We start from the raw sequence: 14,127 nt of genomic DNA, 5'->3' as shown, positions 1-14,127 counted from the left end.
GTAATGGATGGCGAAGACAACAGCCGCCAGCGCCGCCGCGAAAGCGGCCGGCGCCAAAGCAGCAGGGGCGGGTAAGACGCCAGCCAGGGTGGCCGCCAGGACGGCTGCGAAGACCAGCAAAGCGGCAACGGCGCTGGCGCCGGTACGTAAGACAGCGGCGGGGAAACCGGCCGCCGCGGCAAAAGCGGCCGCCGCAACGAAACCGAAGGCGGCGACGAAACCGGCAGCCGCGGCGAAACCGGCAGCCGCGGCAAAAGACGCGGCAAGCAAGCGCGCCGCCGCCCCGGCCGCGAAGGCGGCCAAGGCCGCGGCCAAGGCCGCCGTGAAGCCTGCCACCCTGAAGCCTGCCCCCGCAAAAACCGCAGCGAAGCCCGCAGCCAGAACGCGCACCAGCCGCGCAGTCGAAACGGCGCGCCCGGACCCGGCGCTCCAGGCACGCCCCACGCTGGTCCGCGACAGCTTCACCATGCCCGAGCAGGAATACGCCGTGCTCGGCGCGGTCAAGCAGGCCTGCCTGAAGGCCGGCTTCGAGGTCAAGAAGAGCGAACTGCTGCGCATCGGCGTGGCGCTGCTGGGCCAGCTCGACGTGGCCAGCCTGCGCGCGGTTCTCGGCAATCTGCCCCAGCTCAAAACGGGACGCCCGCCCACGGAGTGATCCGGCCCGGCAGCGTCATGCTGCACGAGCCGGCGGTGCCGTGCCGCCGCAGCTTCCCGCTCAGTGCGTGGTCCGTCCCGGCACCTGGGCCCGCGCTTCGGCCGTAAGCTCCTTCAGCTCGCGGATCGGGATATTCGATTTCTCGTGCATCCTCAGCAGGATGGTGGCACCGACGTTCAGCTTGCGGTGCCGGATCTTGCTGATGATGGGCGGCTGCACTTCGAGGACGCGGCACAGCTCCGCGTCGTTCTTCAACTGCATGCGGGTGATCAGGGTGTCGAGTAGGGGATTGGGGACGAAACTCGACGGCTCGGCCGCGCGGGCGCGATGCATCGCCTCGAGCAGCTCCTGTTTTTTCTGTCGTACGCTCATGAACTTCCTCCGTGTGGATGAACATTCAAGACAGACCGACTGTTTTGGAGAGTGCGCCCGACCGGTTTTGTACCGCTTTTTGAGGTGCTTATGCTGGGTGGGTTTGTTGGAATGCTACTACGACTTTGACAAGTTTGACGCACTGTTCATGAATAAAAGCCCATAAGATCGGGCTTTCTGTGCGGAACTTACGTCAATTTCAGTCCGGAACGTGTCAGTACGAGGGTGCGGTCGGCCATCGCCGCCGCCGCGTGCGAGTGGGTGACCATGATGGCGCCGGCGCCGCTGGCGCGGATCTCGGCGCGCAGCAGGTGCAGGATGCCGTCCGCCGTCTCCGGGTCGAGATTGCCGGTCGGTTCGTCGGCCAGCAGCAGGGCAGGCTTGTGCACCAGGGCGCGCGCGATCGCCACCCGCTGCAGTTCGCCGCCCGAGAGCTGGCGCGGAAAATCGGCGCCGCGTCCCTGCAGCCCGACCGCGTCCAGCATGGTCCGTGCGCGCGCGGCATCGAGCCCGCCGTTCAGCAGCAGCGGCAGGGCCACGTTCTGTTCCAGCGTCAGGTGCGGCAGCACGTGGAAGGCCTGGAAAATGAAACCCATGCGGCTGCGGCGCAGCTTTGTCGCGGCATCGTCGTCGAGGCTGGACATCGGCACGCCGTCGACCACGACCTGCCCGCCGTCGGGCGTGTCGAGACCGGCAATCAGGTTCAGCAGGGTGGATTTGCCGACCCCCGATTCGCCCATCACGGCGACGAACTCGCCGGGCGCGAAACGGTGCGAGAGCTGGGCGAGGACGGTACGGCCGCCATAGGACTTGGTGAGATCGACGAGTTCGAGCATAGACTGCTACTGTAGCATGGCGCCGGCCCTTTCCCGAATCGCGTATGCTGGCAAGAACGTCAACATTCCGGGATCTAGCGATGCTGAACCGTTCAACCGATGCGCCCGCCATGGGCAGCATGTTCGATACCTCGGCCGAGGCCCTGCGCCTGCGTGCCGAGCTTGAGGCGGGGCTGCGCGCGCGCGATGCCTGCATCTCGCCCAAGTTCCTGTACGACGCCCTCGGCTCGAAGCTGTTCGAAGCCATCTGCGAGCTGCCCGAGTACTACCCGACCCGTACCGAAGCGGCGATCTTCGAGCGCCACGGCGGCGAGATCGCGCGCGCGATCGGCACCGGCACCACCCTGGTCGACCTCGGCGCCGGCAACTGCGCCAAGGCGGCGCGCCTGTTCCCGTTGCTGCACCCGGCGCAGTACGTGCCGGTCGACATCTCGGCCGACTTCCTGCAGGACGCGGTCGAGCGCCTGCGCCAGCGCTTCCGCCACATCGAGATGAACGCGCTCGGCATGGACTTCTCCGGCGGCGACTGGCAACTGCCCGATATCGTGCGCCATGAGCGCCGCCTGTTCTTCTACCCGGGCTCCTCGATCGGCAATTTCACGCCCGACGACGCGCTGCTTTTTCTGCGCCGCGTGCGCGCCCAGTGCGGTGCCGACGGCGGCATCCTGATCGGCATCGACCTCGCCAAGGACGGCGCGGTGCTGGATGCGGCCTACGACGACGCGCTGGGCGTGACGGCCGCCTTCAACCTGAACGTGCTGCGCCACGCCAACCGCCTGCTCGGCGCCGACTTCGACATCCGCGCCTGGCGCCACCACGGTTTCTACAACGAGCGCGAAGGGCGGGTCGAGATGCACCTGGAAGCGCGCAGCGCGCAGCAGGTCGTGTGGCAGGGCGGCAGCCGCCGCTTCGAGGCCGGCGAATGCATTCACACCGAGAACAGCTACAAGTACCGCCCGGCCGCCGCGGTCGGGCTGCTGGAGCAGGCCGGCTTTGCCGCGGCCGGCGTCTGGACCGACGAGCGCGGCTGGTTCGCGGTGATTCACGCGCGCGCGATTGCGCCGGGCGCGCTGCACTGAGCGGGGACAGTCATGGGAGCGAACGAACACCGCCAGGCCCGCGAATTCGAACAGGTGCGCCAGCGCTCGCTGCACCTGGCCGAGCCGCTGTCGTTTGAGGACTGCTGCGCGCAATCGATGCCCGACGCCAGCCCGGTCAAGTGGCACCTGGCGCACACCACCTGGTTCTTCGAGACCTTCATCCTGGAGCCGCGCGAGCCGGGCTGGCGGCCTTTCCACCCGGCCTACCGGGTGCTGTTCAATTCCTATTACAACGGCGTCGGCGCGAAGCATCCGCGGGCCCAGCGCGGCCTGCTGACGCGGCCCGGCCTGGACGAGGTGCTGGCCTGGCGCCGCGACGTCGATGCGCGCATCGCGCGCCTGCTGTCGTCCGCGCCGCAGGACCGCGAGCTGGCGATGCTGGTGGAACTCGGCATGCAGCACGAGCAGCAGCACCAGGAGCTGATCCTGACCGACCTGAAGCACCTGCTGGCGCAGAATCCGCTGTACCCGGCCTACCTGGATTCGCCGCTGCCGGCCTCCTGCCCGGTCGGGCCGCTGGGCTGGCTGGACTTCGAGGGCGGCCTGGCCGAGATCGGCCACCGCGGCACCGGCTTCTGCTTCGACAACGAGCTGCCGCGCCACCGCCAGTACGTCGCGCCCTTCCAGCTGGCCTCGCGCCTGGTGACGAACGGCGAGTACCTGGAATTCGTCGACGCCGGCGGCTACCGCGATCCGTCGCTGTGGCTGTCCGAGGGCTGGGACAAGGTCTGCAGCGGCGAAATACAGCAGCCGCTGTACTGGCGCCAGGAAGATGGGCGCCGGCTGGAGTTCACGCTGCACGGCCTGCAGGCGCTGGACCCGGCGCGCCCGGTCACCCACGTCTCGCTGTACGAAGCCGATGCCTATGCGCGCTGGCGCGGCGCCCGCCTGCCGACCGAGGCGGAGTGGGAGTTCGCGGCGCGCGACGTCGCCATCGCCTGCGGCGACCTGCATCCGCGCGCGGCCGGCAGCGATGGCCTGGCGCAGATGTTCGGCGAGTGCTGGCAGTGGACCAGCAGCAGCTACGCGCCGTATCCGGGCTATGCGCCGGCCGCCGGCGCGCTGGGCGAATACAACGGCAAGTTCATGATCAACCAGTACGTGCTGCGCGGTTCGTCCTGCGCCACGCCGCACGGCCACGCGCGCGCCAGCTACCGCAACTTCTTCCCGGCCGGCGCGCGCTGGCAGTTCACCGGCATCAGGCTGGCCCGATGAAGGGAGCGCGTGGCCTGCGCCTGGCGGTGCTGAACCGGCGCGCGAACGCCTACATCGTCGCCCATCCGCTCGCCTTCACGCTCGGCGTCCTGAAATGCTTCCGCGCCAACCAGGGCCTGCTGCTGGCCGGCGCCGTCGCCTATTACGCGCTGCTGTCGATCGTCCCCTTCCTGATGCTGGTGGTGGTGGCGCTCTCGCACTTCCTCGACCCGGCCGAGCTGCTGCTGACGCTGCGCCGCTACCTCGAACTGCTGGTGCCCGGCCAGTCGGCGTCCATCGTCGCCGAGGTCGCGCACTTCCTCGCCGAGCGCGATTTGATCACCTGGGTGCTGGCCGCCACCATGGTGTTCTTCAGCTCCTTCGCCTTCACCGTGCTGGAGAACGCGATGAGCGTGATCTTCGTGCACCGCGTGGCGGTGCGGCGGCGCCACTTCCTGGTCTCGGCGCTGCTCCCTTACTGCTACATCCTGGCGCTGGGCTTCGGCATCATGATCGTGACCCTGGTGGCCGGCACCCTGCAGGTGATCGGCAGCGAGAGCGTCGAGCTGTTCGGCTATAAATGGTCGCTGCACGGCGTATCGGGTGCGCTGCTCTACCTGCTTGGGCTGGCGGGCGAGATCCTGGTGCTGACTTCGATCTACCTGGTGATGCCGGTCGGGCGGCTGTCGCTGTCGCACGCGCTGGTCGGTGGCGTGACCGCGGCGCTGCTGTGGGAAGTCGCCCGCCATGTGCTGGTGTGGTACTTCTCGACGCTGTCCAAGGTGAACGTGGTGTACGGCTCGATGAGCACCGCCATCGTCGTCATGTTCTCGCTCGAGATCGGCGCCGCGCTGCTGCTGTTCGGGGCCCAGGTGATCGCGGAATACGAGCGGGTCGGGCAGGGCGGGGCGGCCGGGCAGGCGAAAAAGATGGAGACCCGGCCGAGCTCTTAAGTCGGGTGCCCTATCTGATTTTTGCCACACGAAACCAGCTTTATGTATGATGGTCTTAACGGAGATCATTCACATCCATGTCAAATAAAGCGCTCTACTTTCCGTATATCGAGGTTCCGAACACCTCATGGACAACACAAGCCATTCTCTACTGGGACAAGCTTGCGTCGATTGTGCCGATGGACCATCTGCATGCGCCGGAGCAGATGGATGAGGTAACGAGAAATCTGATGTCGGAAGGTCTTGTCGAGCCTATTGTCCCTGGGATGTATATCGGTGCTGCGGAACGATTCAGCGAGTGTTTTATCGAGTTCGTCGAGCAGCGGCTGCGACGGGGGCAAATGTATACCTTGCACGAGGGTAGTTTCCGACCCACAGTGCGTATGCACGCAGAAAAGATGGGAGAAATTCCGGACTTTCTGATCGAGGCCGGGCTGGCGCGGCAGGTGGCATGGGGCTGGTATGAACTGGATGCTAGACTCGCCCATCAGTTCATGGCCTACCTGGCGAGTGTATTGGCGGCTGTACCTGGGATCGACGCTACACCGGTTACCGACAAGGTTGTTTTTGCCGCCACCCTTGGATCTAGGTATCCAAAATATAATCGCTCGATTCATGAGTTCAAGGCGCGCGAGGTGATTCTGAAGTCCCTATTGCCGGTGCCGTCAGGGGAACTGGATATTCACCGGCTCGTTCGCTTCAAGCAGCAGCATGGCGAACTGCTTCCGCGGCTGCGGGAGAAAATCGAAGCGCACTGCTCCGCCATCGCACTTCTACCAGATCCGGACGCGCGCATCGAGGCGATCAGGCTGTTCGTTCACGAATGCGAAGATCAGATCAGGGAAATCGAGGGCGCCATGCGCCCAACTTTCGGACATGTAGTTCTCTCATCATTGACACCTTTGTTCGGCGCGGGTCTTGCGCTGCAGTCGACGGATCAGGGTAGCGTCGTCGCGTACACCGGGGCGGCCCTTTCTCTTGCTGGTACGGCCTACCAGGCAATTGCAAGTATACGAGGGCCGCGTAGAGCGAACGAGGGGAAGCCGCTTGCATATATAGCTAGCGCACGACGCTCGTTGGCTTTACATCGAATCGATCCATAAGCTTCAACCCAGTGCTCGACTTCCTCAACGCCATCCCCCGCGGACTGATCCTGCCGCCCGCCAACCTGTTCCTGCTGATCCTGATCGGCCTGCTGCTCTGGCGCCGCTGGCCGCGCGCCGGGCGCATCGTCGCCGGGACCGGGCTGGCGCTGCTGGCCATCCTGTCGACCACGGCCGGCGCCTCGCTGTTCGTCAGGCCGCTCGAACGCATGAGCGCGCCGCTGCTGGCGCCCGAACGCGCCGGTGCGCAGGCGATCGTGGTGCTGGCCGCCGGCCGGCTGCAGGACGCGCCCGAATACGGCGGCCAGGACATCCCGGATTACGTGGCCCTGGCGCGCCTGCGCTACGCCGCCCACCTGCAGCGGCGTACCGGGCTGCCCATCCTCGTCAGCGGCGGCGTGGGTGCCAAAGCGGGCGATGCCGCCGCCAGCCGCGAGATCGCACTCGGCGAGGCAATGGCCACCGCGCTGCGCGAAGACTTCGGGGTGCCGGTCAGGTGGATCGAAGGACGTTCGCGCGATACGCTTGAAAATGCCGCCTTCAGCACGGCGATGCTGCGCAAGGATGGCGTGCGGCGCATCCTGCTGGTTACCGATGCGATGCACATGCCGCGCTCGCGCATGGTGTTCGCGCATGCCGGACTGGAGGTGGTCGAGGCGCCGACCATGTTCTTCGGCGATCAGGCCCGCTCCAGCGGCGCCTTCGTGCCCAGCGCGGAAGGCATGCGCCGTTCGTGGTATGCGCTGTATGAGCTGATCGGCCTTGCCTGGTACCGGGTGCGGGTCGGCTAGACCTCAGACCGCGCCGGGCAGGGCCAGCGGCACGCCGCGCGCCCAGCGGTTGGACGACAGCGAAAAGCTCAGCGCCCGCACCTGGTGGTACCAGCCGGCCGGCACGTAGAGCATGTCGCCGGGCTGCACCAGCACCTCGACGATGCTGGCCTGGCGCGCCAGCGGGAAGGCCTCGAAGTCCGGCGCTTCCGGATCGAAGGGCGATCCGAACAGGACCGGATTGGCCTCGCGCGGATACAGGTAGTCGCCGTGGTGGGGTGGCGCCAGGAAGATGCGCTTGCTGCCCCAGATCTGGGCGAAGATATTGTCGTCGTAGTCGCAATGCAGCGGCGTGACCGTGCGCGCCGGGCCGAGCCAGAAGCGCGGTGGTCCCATCTTCTCGAAGTAGCCGGGCCAGTGGCACATGCCGTTCAGCTCGCGCAGTTCGAGGTTGCCGACATAGGGCGGCAAGTCGCTGTCCGGGGCTTCGCTGATGTCGAGGTAGGTGCGCAGGGACATGTCCTGCATCGCGCGGTCGGGCGCGAAGGCGGTCGCCACGTAATCGCCGACCCGCGCCCGCACCGGCACTTCCCCGAAACGCTCGCGCAGGTCTTGCGGCGTGAGCGCGCACAGCGGCCAGCGCTTGACCACGCCGGCCATCAGGAAGGGCAGACCTTCGGCGGCGCGGGCACGGAAGGCCGCGCCATCGAGGCGGCCGATGCGCGGCACCGCGGTGATGGCCGGGAGGGCGCGCGAAGCTTCGCAAATCGCTTCGCGCATGGCCTGGATCGAAGACACGCCGCGCACCTGCGCGGCTTTCTGCTCGCGCGCCGCCGCCGGCTGCAACTCGAGTTCGAGATGCGGGCGCGGCGGCAGGCGCTTGACGGTACTGCCTTCACCCATCAGGCGGCACGCTGGATCGACTGCTGCGGCTGTTCGCCGGCCAGGGCGATCTGGCGGTTCACCGCCGACAGCACCGCCTTGAAGGAGGCGGTCAGGATGTTGCTGTCGATCGCGGCGCCGAACAGGGTCGGGCCATTCCCGAGGCGCAGCTCGACGTAGCAGGCGGCCTTCGCATCGGCGCCCGAGCCGATCGCGTGCTCGTGGTAGTCCATCAGGCGGATGTCCAGGCCGAGCGCGTTGACGAAGGCGTCGATCGGGCCGTTGCCCTGACCGTGGCGGCTGGCGGTCACGCGCTCATGCTCGACGGTGGCGTCGATCTGCACGCGCTGTTCGCCGTCGGTATCCTCGGTCATGCGGTGGCCGTGGTAGCGGTAGGCCGGGTTGTCCTGCTCGAAGTACTCCTTCGCGAACAGGGCGTGGATATCGCTGGCGGCGACTTCGGTGCCGGTGGCGTCGGCGTGGCGCTGGACCACGCGCGAAAACTCGATTTGCAGGCGCCGCGGCAGTTCGAGGCCGTATTCCTGCTCCAGCAGGTAAGCCATGCCGCCCTTGCCGGACTGGCTGTTGACGCGGATGACGGCGTCATAGCTGCGGCCGAGGTCCGCCGGATCGATCGGCAGGTAGGGCACTTCCCAGAGTGCGTCGCTCTTCTGTACTGCGAAGCCCTTCTTGATCGCGTCCTGGTGCGAGCCGGAGAAGGCGGTGAACACGAGGTCGCCCACATACGGATGGCGCGGGTGCACCGGGATCTGGTTGCATTCCTCGACCAGCTGGCGCACCGCGTCGATGTCCGAGAAGTCCAGGCCCGGGTGCACGCCCTGGGTGTAGAGGTTCAGTGCAAGCGTTACCAGGTCGACGTTGCCGGTGCGTTCGCCGTTACCGAACAGGCAGCCTTCGACGCGGTCGGCGCCGGCCATCACGGCCAGCTCGGCGGCGGCGACGGCGGTGCCGCGGTCATTGTGCGGGTGGACGCTGATCACCAGGCTGTCGCGGCGCTCGAGGTGGCGCGACATCCATTCGATCTGGTCGGCGTAGACGTTCGGGGTGCTGGCCTCGACGGTCGAGGGCAGGTTGACGATCATGCGATTCTGCGGGGTCGGCTGCCAGACTTCGCTGACGGCGTCGACGATGCGCTTGCTGAACTCCAGCTCGGTGGTCGAGAAGGATTCCGGCGAATATTCGAGGCCCCACTGCGTTTCCGGGTGCTGGGCCACCAGTTCCTTGATCAGGCGGGTGCCGTTCACGGCGATCTGCACGATCTCGTCCTGGCCCATGCCGAACACCACGCGGCGGAACACCGGCGCCACCGAGTTGTAGACGTGGACGATGGCGCGCTTGGCGCCGACGCAGGACTCGACGGTGCGGCGGATCAGCTCTTCGCGCGCCTGGGTCAGCACGATGATGCTGACGTCGTCCGGAATCCGGTTCTCTTCGACCAGCATGCGCACGAAGTCGAAGTCGGTCTGCGAGGCGGACGGGAAGCCGACCTCGATCTCCTTCACGCCGATCTGCACCAGCTTCTCGAAGAAGCGCAGCTTCTTCTCGGGGCTCATCGGTTCGATCAGCGCCTGGTTACCGTCGCGCAGGTCGGTGCTCATCCAGATCGGCGGCTGGGTGATGGTGCGGCTCGGCCACTGGCGGTCGGCCAGCTGGACGGCGGGGAAGGGACGGTATTTGGCGGCGGGATTGGTCAACATGGCGAAGCTCCTGATCTACTGAATGGGGTTTTGCTGCATCTGGCGGTGGTGCCTGGGCACCTGTGGCGCGGGCTGCCGGACGGGCCACGGAACGCTAGGCCCGGCAACCGATCGGTAGCGATAGCAGCAGTGCGCGTTCGCCGGCAGGCAGCGGGAAGGCTCCGGCGATGGTGACTGCAATGAACGGTGTGGAGGCGGTGGCAAACATCTGTTCAACTTTCCTTGGGCTACGGTTCCGGCGCTGGGCCGGGGAGGGTACGGCGGCTTGTTAGGCGCGTAGTAGCAGGCCTGCCGGCGATAGTGCGCCGGTCAGCGGTAGGGAAGTCGTCAGAGGCAGTTGAGAGAACATTTCTTCACTCTAAGTGAATTTTGTTTGGCGTGTCAAGCCTTTGTTATGCCCGCGTTTGGTGTCGACGACAGAATTTCCCAAAAGATTGTTGTGCTCGATCAAGCGTTTGTACTGGGGGAGTGGCAGAGTACACGCTTGCGCTGCGCCAAAGGGGCGCGAGACAAAATCTGATCGGGAACAGGAGGAAGCAGCATGGCCGCTCTGAGAGGACTGGACACCACGGTCGAGCTGACCCGCCATGCCGTGGCTTTGCGGTCGCAGGGCTACGACTTCGCGATGCGCTACTACAGCAATAACGCGTCCAAGAATCTGTCGCTGGGCGAGGCGCGCGCGCTGTCGCAGGCGGGCTTGCGCATCGGCGTGGTGTGGGAGACGTCCGGCACCCATGCCGCTTTCTTCACCCGCGCCCAGGGCCTGGCGGACGGCGCCCAGGCTTACCGGATGGCGCGCGAAAGCATAGGCCAGCCCTTTGGCTCGGCCATCTACTTCGCGGTCGACTACGACCCGACCCAGGCCGACATCGACGGCGGCATCAGCAATTACTTCACCGGCGTGCACGCGGCGCTGTACGTGGCCAACGATGGCGCGCCATCCTATCGGGTCGGGGTCTACGGTTCCGGCCTGTGCTGCGGCGCCCTGGTCGAGCGCGACATCGCGGCGCTGAGCTGGCTGTCGCAGTCGACCGGCTTCGCCGGCTCGCGCCAGTACGCGGAACAGAAGCGCTACGACATCCTGCAGATGCTGCCGGCGCGGATCGTGGGCGCCGACGGGATCGTGCTCGGCATCGATCCCGACACCACCCATCCCGACAGGGACGCCGGCCTGTTCAGCGTCTAGGGCGTGAAGAGGCTTACGCCACCTTCACGCGCGGCGCGCCTGCTTCCATGCGCCCGATCACCGCGGCGTGGCCGAAGCCCTCGCGTGCGAACAGGGCCAGCACCTCATCGACGCTGCCCGGGTCGCAGGCCACCAGCAGGCCGCCCGAGGTCTGCGGGTCGGTCAGCAGCACGCGCTGGGTGCCGCCCACGCCCGCGCCCAGCTCGACGTCCATGCCGTAGGCGTCCCAGTTGCGGCCGGAGGCGCCGGTGAAGAAGCCGTCGTGGGCCAGTTGCTCGACGCCCGGCAGCAGCGGGATGTTTGCCATGTCCAGCTGCGCGGTGAGTTTCGCGCCGCGCGCCAGCTCCAGCAGGTGGCCCAGCAGGCCGAAGCCGGTGACGTCGGTCAGCGCATGCACGCCTTCGAGTTCCGCCAGGGCCTTGCCTGGCTTGTTGAGCTTGGTGGTGTTGGCGATCATGGCCGCGTAGCCTTCGGCATCCAGCTTGTCCTTCTTCAGCGCGGCCGACAGCACGCCCACGCCTAGCGGCTTGCCGAGCACCAGCACGTCGCCGGCGCGCGCATCGGCGTTGCGCTTGACCTTGGACGGATGCACCAGGCCCATCACCACCAGGCCGTAGATCGGCTCGACCGAGTCGATGGTGTGGCCGCCGGCGATCGGAATGCCGGCTTCGGCGCAGATCGATTCGCCGCCCTGGATGATCTTGCCGATGGTATCCAGCGGCAGCTTATTCACTGGCATGCCGACCAGGGCCAGCGCCATGATCGGCGTGCCGCCCATCGCATACACGTCCGAGATCGCGTTGGTGGCGGCGATGCGGCCGAAGTCGAAGGGATCGTCGACGATGGGCATGAAGAAGTCGGTGGTGGCGATCAGCGCCTGCTCGTCGTTCAGCTTGTAGACGGCCGCGTCGTCGGCGGTCTCGATCCCGACCATCAGCTCTTTCGGCACCGGGAAGCCGGTCGACTTCTTCAGGATTTCGGACAGGACGCCGGGTGCGATCTTGCAGCCGCAGCCGCCGCCGTGCGAGAAGGAGGTCAGTTTGATGGGTTGGTCGGCAGTAGTCATGGAAGGTCCGTCAAGGATTGCGTAAAAGGAGATTATCCACCAGGTCGAGCAGCGCCGCACGCTCCCGGCCCGGTGCGAACAGCCGCCGCCGCGCGGCGCACTGGCGCAGCAGCTTGCGGTGGAAGTTTTCGTCGGCTGCCACGCGGTCGATCAGGCGCGCCAGCGCGGCGGCGTCCCCCAGTGGAAAGAGGCCAGCATAGTCCTCGCCCAGCATGCCGCGGTTGCCTTCGATATCGGAGGCAAGCACCGGCACGCCGCTGGTCACCGCTTCGATGATCACGTTGGCGCCGCCCTCCATGCGCGAGCAGATCGCCATCGCGCGGCAGCGGCGCAGCAGGCGGCGCGCCGGCATGTGGGGCAGGGCGCCGAGCCAGCGGTAGCGCGGGGTCGCGGCCTGGGTCGCGCGCGCCGCCTCGCCCAGCAGCGGGTCGAGCGCGCCGCCCACGTGCAGCAGGCGCGCGGCGGGAGCCGTGACCAGCGCGGCGGCGCGCATCAAGGTGAGCGGGTCTTTTTCTTCGCGCAGGTGGCCGATCATGGCGATGTCGCAGCGGTCCGCATGCGTACGCGCGGCGCGCAGGGCCGGGGCGGACTGGAAGATGACATGGGCTTTGGCGCGCGCTGGCGCTTCGAGTTCGTCGAGGCCCTGCGGCTGCAGCACCACCAGCGCCGTGGCGAGGTCCAGCGAGGCGCGCGCGCCGGCGCCGGTGTCGTCGTGCTGGTGGATGTCGCGGTACAGGTCGGTGCCGGTCAGGACCAGCAGGCTGGGGCGGTCGGGACAAGCGTCGGCGAAGGCCGCCAGGCTGGTCGCGGAGCGGCGCGCGTGCAGGGCGATCAGCAGGTCGGGCGCGGCTTCGGCTTGCGTCCAGTCCTGCGCGACCGCGACCCGCAACCGCCCCGCACCGGCGAGGATGCGCATCCAGCGGCTGGCGGTCTGCCAGTTGCCGTTGTTCTCGCGCGCGGAGGCGGGGCTGACGATGAGGATGTGGGGGCGCGCCATGGCTTGTTCGTGAAACGATCGTAGAATGCCCGCATGGACCAACTTGACACATCGTTCCGGCACGCCGGACCCGAACGGCTGGCGGCGATGCTGCGGGATGCGCGGCATTATACGCTGGCGCTGTTCGATACCCTGGCACAGGCCGGCTACGCGGACGCCGCACGCGTGCCGCGTCTCTCCATCATCAATCCACCCTTGTGGGAACTCGGCCACACGGCCTGGTTTGCCGAGTGGTTCGTGCTGCGCGCGGCCAGCAGCAGCCGGCCCGGCGCTGCGGAAGGCCACAGCCTGCTGGCGCGCGGCGACGACTGGTTCGATTCGAACCTGGTGCCGCACCGCACACGCTGGGCGCTCGACCTGCCCGAGCCGGGCGCGATCCTGACTTATTGCGAGGAGGTGCTCGAACGGATGCTGGCGCGTCTGGCGCGCGAGCCCGACGACGATGCCGCCCTCTATCCCTACCGCCTGGCGCTGGCGCACGAGGACATGCATGGCGAAGCCCTGCTGTACACGATGCAGACGCTCGGCGTGCCGCTGCAGGGCGGCATGGCGGGCACCATGCCGGCGCCGCGCCCGGCCGGCGAGATCGTGTTCAAGGGCGGCGCTTTTGTTCGCGGCGGCGACCAGTCCTACGGCTTCGTGTTCGACAACGAGAAAGCGCCGGCGGCGTGCCGGGTGGCGCCGTTCGCGATCGACACCGCGCTGGTGTCGAATGCCCGCTACCTGGCCTTCGTCGAGGACGGCGGCTACCGGGATGCGCGCTGGTGGAGCGAGGCGGGACGGGCCTGGCTGGCATCCTCCGGCCAGCAGGCGCCGCGCTACTGGCGGCGTGAGAAAGAGGCCGGCCTCGAGGCCGGCGCCGGCTGGCAGCAGCTGCGCTTCGGCCGCCGCGAACCTCTGGTGCCCGATGCGCCGGTGCGCCACCTGACGCTGCACGAAGCGCAGGCCTGGTGCCGCTGGGCCGGTCGGCGCCTGCCGACGGAAGCGGAATGGGAATTCGCGGCCGCCTCCGGCCATCCGGAGTTCGAATGGGGCAAGCTATGGGAATGGACGGCGACGCCTTTCCTGCCGTATCCCGGCTTCGCGCCGGACCGCTACCTGGAATACTCGGCGCCCTGGTTCGGCAGCCGCCAGAGCCTGCGCGGCGCTTCCTTCGCCACCCCGGCGCGCATGCGCAGCCCGCATTTCAGGAATTTCTTCACCGCGGAACGCGACGATATCTTCGCGGGTTTTCGCAGCTGCGCGCCCTGAACCCGCGGCGCAGGCGAAAAAAAAGGCTGCCGAAGCAGCCTTTC

General features: G+C 67.4%; 14 protein-coding genes. 8 read left to right on the top strand and 6 right to left on the bottom strand.

What is annotated here, in order from left to right:
- Nucleotides 1-7: 7 nt before the first annotated feature.
- Entirely contained in the window at nucleotides 8-655 is a 648-nt protein-coding gene (locus NX782_RS25170; protein WP_258848247.1) for a hypothetical protein, read from the top strand.
- A 60-nt stretch (nucleotides 656-715) separates the two neighbouring features.
- Here the strand turns inward: NX782_RS25170 and NX782_RS25165 are convergent, their stop codons facing one another.
- Nucleotides 716-1,027, bottom strand: a complete 312-nt coding sequence (locus tag NX782_RS25165) for a hypothetical protein (protein ID WP_258848246.1) — start codon at nucleotides 1,025-1,027, stop codon at nucleotides 716-718.
- A 188-nt stretch (nucleotides 1,028-1,215) separates the two neighbouring features.
- Nucleotides 1,216-1,863 (bottom strand): ABC transporter ATP-binding protein, encoded by a 648-nt coding sequence (locus tag NX782_RS25160; protein WP_258848245.1) that lies wholly within the window; start codon nucleotides 1,861-1,863, stop codon nucleotides 1,216-1,218.
- 110 nt (nucleotides 1,864-1,973) lie between these two features.
- Here NX782_RS25160 and egtD point away from each other — a divergent pair, with 110 nt between their 5' ends.
- The 5 genes from egtD (at nucleotide 1,974) to NX782_RS25135 (ending at nucleotide 7,004) form a co-directional block, all read left to right on the top strand.
- Nucleotides 1,974-2,942 (top strand): L-histidine N(alpha)-methyltransferase, encoded by a 969-nt coding sequence (egtD, locus tag NX782_RS25155; protein ID WP_258848265.1) that lies wholly within the window; start codon nucleotides 1,974-1,976, stop codon nucleotides 2,940-2,942.
- Between the two features lie 12 nt (nucleotides 2,943-2,954).
- Nucleotides 2,955-4,178 (top strand): ergothioneine biosynthesis protein EgtB, encoded by a 1,224-nt coding sequence (gene egtB, locus NX782_RS25150; protein WP_258848244.1) that lies wholly within the window; start codon nucleotides 2,955-2,957, stop codon nucleotides 4,176-4,178.
- The gene (locus tag NX782_RS25145; protein ID WP_258848243.1) at nucleotides 4,175-5,110 is read left to right on the top strand and encodes a YihY/virulence factor BrkB family protein; all 936 of its coding nucleotides are present in this window, start codon (nucleotides 4,175-4,177) and stop codon (nucleotides 5,108-5,110) included. The genes egtB and NX782_RS25145 overlap by 4 nt, the downstream gene beginning before the upstream one ends.
- 77 nt (nucleotides 5,111-5,187) lie before the next feature.
- On the top strand, nucleotides 5,188-6,213 hold the full coding sequence (locus tag NX782_RS25140; RefSeq protein WP_258848242.1) for a DUF6236 family protein: 1,026 nt from the start codon (nucleotides 5,188-5,190) through the stop codon (nucleotides 6,211-6,213).
- A gap of 11 nt (nucleotides 6,214-6,224) precedes the next feature.
- Entirely contained in the window at nucleotides 6,225-7,004 is a 780-nt protein-coding gene (locus tag NX782_RS25135; RefSeq protein ID WP_258848241.1) for a YdcF family protein, read from the top strand.
- A 3-nt stretch (nucleotides 7,005-7,007) separates the two neighbouring features.
- Here the strand turns inward: NX782_RS25135 and NX782_RS25130 are convergent, their stop codons facing one another.
- Together NX782_RS25130 and leuA are read right to left on the bottom strand one after the other, a co-directional pair.
- Entirely contained in the window at nucleotides 7,008-7,886 is an 879-nt protein-coding gene (locus tag NX782_RS25130; RefSeq protein ID WP_258848240.1) for a cupin-like domain-containing protein, read from the bottom strand.
- Nucleotides 7,886-9,583: a 2-isopropylmalate synthase gene (leuA, locus tag NX782_RS25125; RefSeq protein ID WP_258848239.1), complete on the bottom strand. Its 1,698-nt coding sequence runs from the start codon at nucleotides 9,581-9,583 to the stop codon at nucleotides 7,886-7,888. The genes NX782_RS25130 and leuA overlap by 1 nt, the downstream gene beginning before the upstream one ends.
- A gap of 541 nt (nucleotides 9,584-10,124) precedes the next feature.
- On the opposite strand from leuA, the gene NX782_RS25120 reads away from it, so the two are divergent.
- Nucleotides 10,125-10,769 (top strand): DUF1906 domain-containing protein, encoded by a 645-nt coding sequence (locus NX782_RS25120; RefSeq protein WP_258848238.1) that lies wholly within the window; start codon nucleotides 10,125-10,127, stop codon nucleotides 10,767-10,769.
- 13 nt (nucleotides 10,770-10,782) lie between these two features.
- Here NX782_RS25120 and selD read toward each other — a convergent pair whose 3' ends face one another.
- Nucleotides 10,783-11,835, bottom strand: coding sequence for a selenide, water dikinase SelD (gene selD / locus NX782_RS25115; protein WP_258848237.1), 1,053 nt, complete (start codon nucleotides 11,833-11,835; stop codon nucleotides 10,783-10,785).
- A gap of 10 nt (nucleotides 11,836-11,845) precedes the next feature.
- Nucleotides 11,846-12,832, bottom strand: coding sequence for a selenoneine biosynthesis selenosugar synthase SenB (gene senB, locus NX782_RS25110; protein ID WP_258848236.1), 987 nt, complete (start codon nucleotides 12,830-12,832; stop codon nucleotides 11,846-11,848).
- 33 nt (nucleotides 12,833-12,865) lie between these two features.
- On the opposite strand from senB, the gene senA reads away from it, so the two are divergent.
- On the top strand, nucleotides 12,866-14,083 hold the full coding sequence (senA, locus tag NX782_RS25105; RefSeq protein WP_258848235.1) for a selenoneine synthase SenA: 1,218 nt from the start codon (nucleotides 12,866-12,868) through the stop codon (nucleotides 14,081-14,083).
- Nucleotides 14,084-14,127: the final 44 nt, after the last annotated feature.

Source organism: Massilia norwichensis (assembly GCF_024753245.1).
In the GTDB taxonomy this organism is placed as follows: Bacteria; Pseudomonadota; Gammaproteobacteria; order Burkholderiales; family Burkholderiaceae_D; genus Telluria; species Telluria norwichensis.
Note: the sequence above shows the minus strand (reverse complement) of the source record. Positions and strands in the feature narration are given on the sequence as shown.

Excerpts from the sequence above, each read along its gene's own strand:
- NX782_RS25170 (WP_258848247.1), top strand. The coding sequence starts at position 8 with ATGGCGAAGACAACAGCCGCCAGCGCCGCCGCGAAAGCGGCCGGCGCC.
- NX782_RS25165 (WP_258848246.1), bottom strand. The coding sequence starts at position 1,027 with ATGAGCGTACGACAGAAAAAACAGGAGCTGCTCGAGGCGATGCATCGC.
- NX782_RS25160 (WP_258848245.1), bottom strand. The coding sequence starts at position 1,863 with ATGCTCGAACTCGTCGATCTCACCAAGTCCTATGGCGGCCGTACCGTC.
- egtD (WP_258848265.1), top strand. The coding sequence starts at position 1,974 with ATGGGCAGCATGTTCGATACCTCGGCCGAGGCCCTGCGCCTGCGTGCC.
- egtB (WP_258848244.1), top strand. The coding sequence starts at position 2,955 with ATGGGAGCGAACGAACACCGCCAGGCCCGCGAATTCGAACAGGTGCGC.
- NX782_RS25145 (WP_258848243.1), top strand. The coding sequence starts at position 4,175 with ATGAAGGGAGCGCGTGGCCTGCGCCTGGCGGTGCTGAACCGGCGCGCG.
- NX782_RS25140 (WP_258848242.1), top strand. The coding sequence starts at position 5,188 with ATGTCAAATAAAGCGCTCTACTTTCCGTATATCGAGGTTCCGAACACC.
- NX782_RS25130 (WP_258848240.1), bottom strand. The coding sequence starts at position 7,886 with ATGGGTGAAGGCAGTACCGTCAAGCGCCTGCCGCCGCGCCCGCATCTC.
- leuA (WP_258848239.1), bottom strand. The coding sequence starts at position 9,583 with ATGTTGACCAATCCCGCCGCCAAATACCGTCCCTTCCCCGCCGTCCAG.
- NX782_RS25120 (WP_258848238.1), top strand. The coding sequence starts at position 10,125 with ATGGCCGCTCTGAGAGGACTGGACACCACGGTCGAGCTGACCCGCCAT.
- selD (WP_258848237.1), bottom strand. The coding sequence starts at position 11,835 with ATGACTACTGCCGACCAACCCATCAAACTGACCTCCTTCTCGCACGGC.
- senB (WP_258848236.1), bottom strand. The coding sequence starts at position 12,832 with ATGGCGCGCCCCCACATCCTCATCGTCAGCCCCGCCTCCGCGCGCGAG.
- senA (WP_258848235.1), top strand. The coding sequence starts at position 12,866 with ATGGACCAACTTGACACATCGTTCCGGCACGCCGGACCCGAACGGCTG.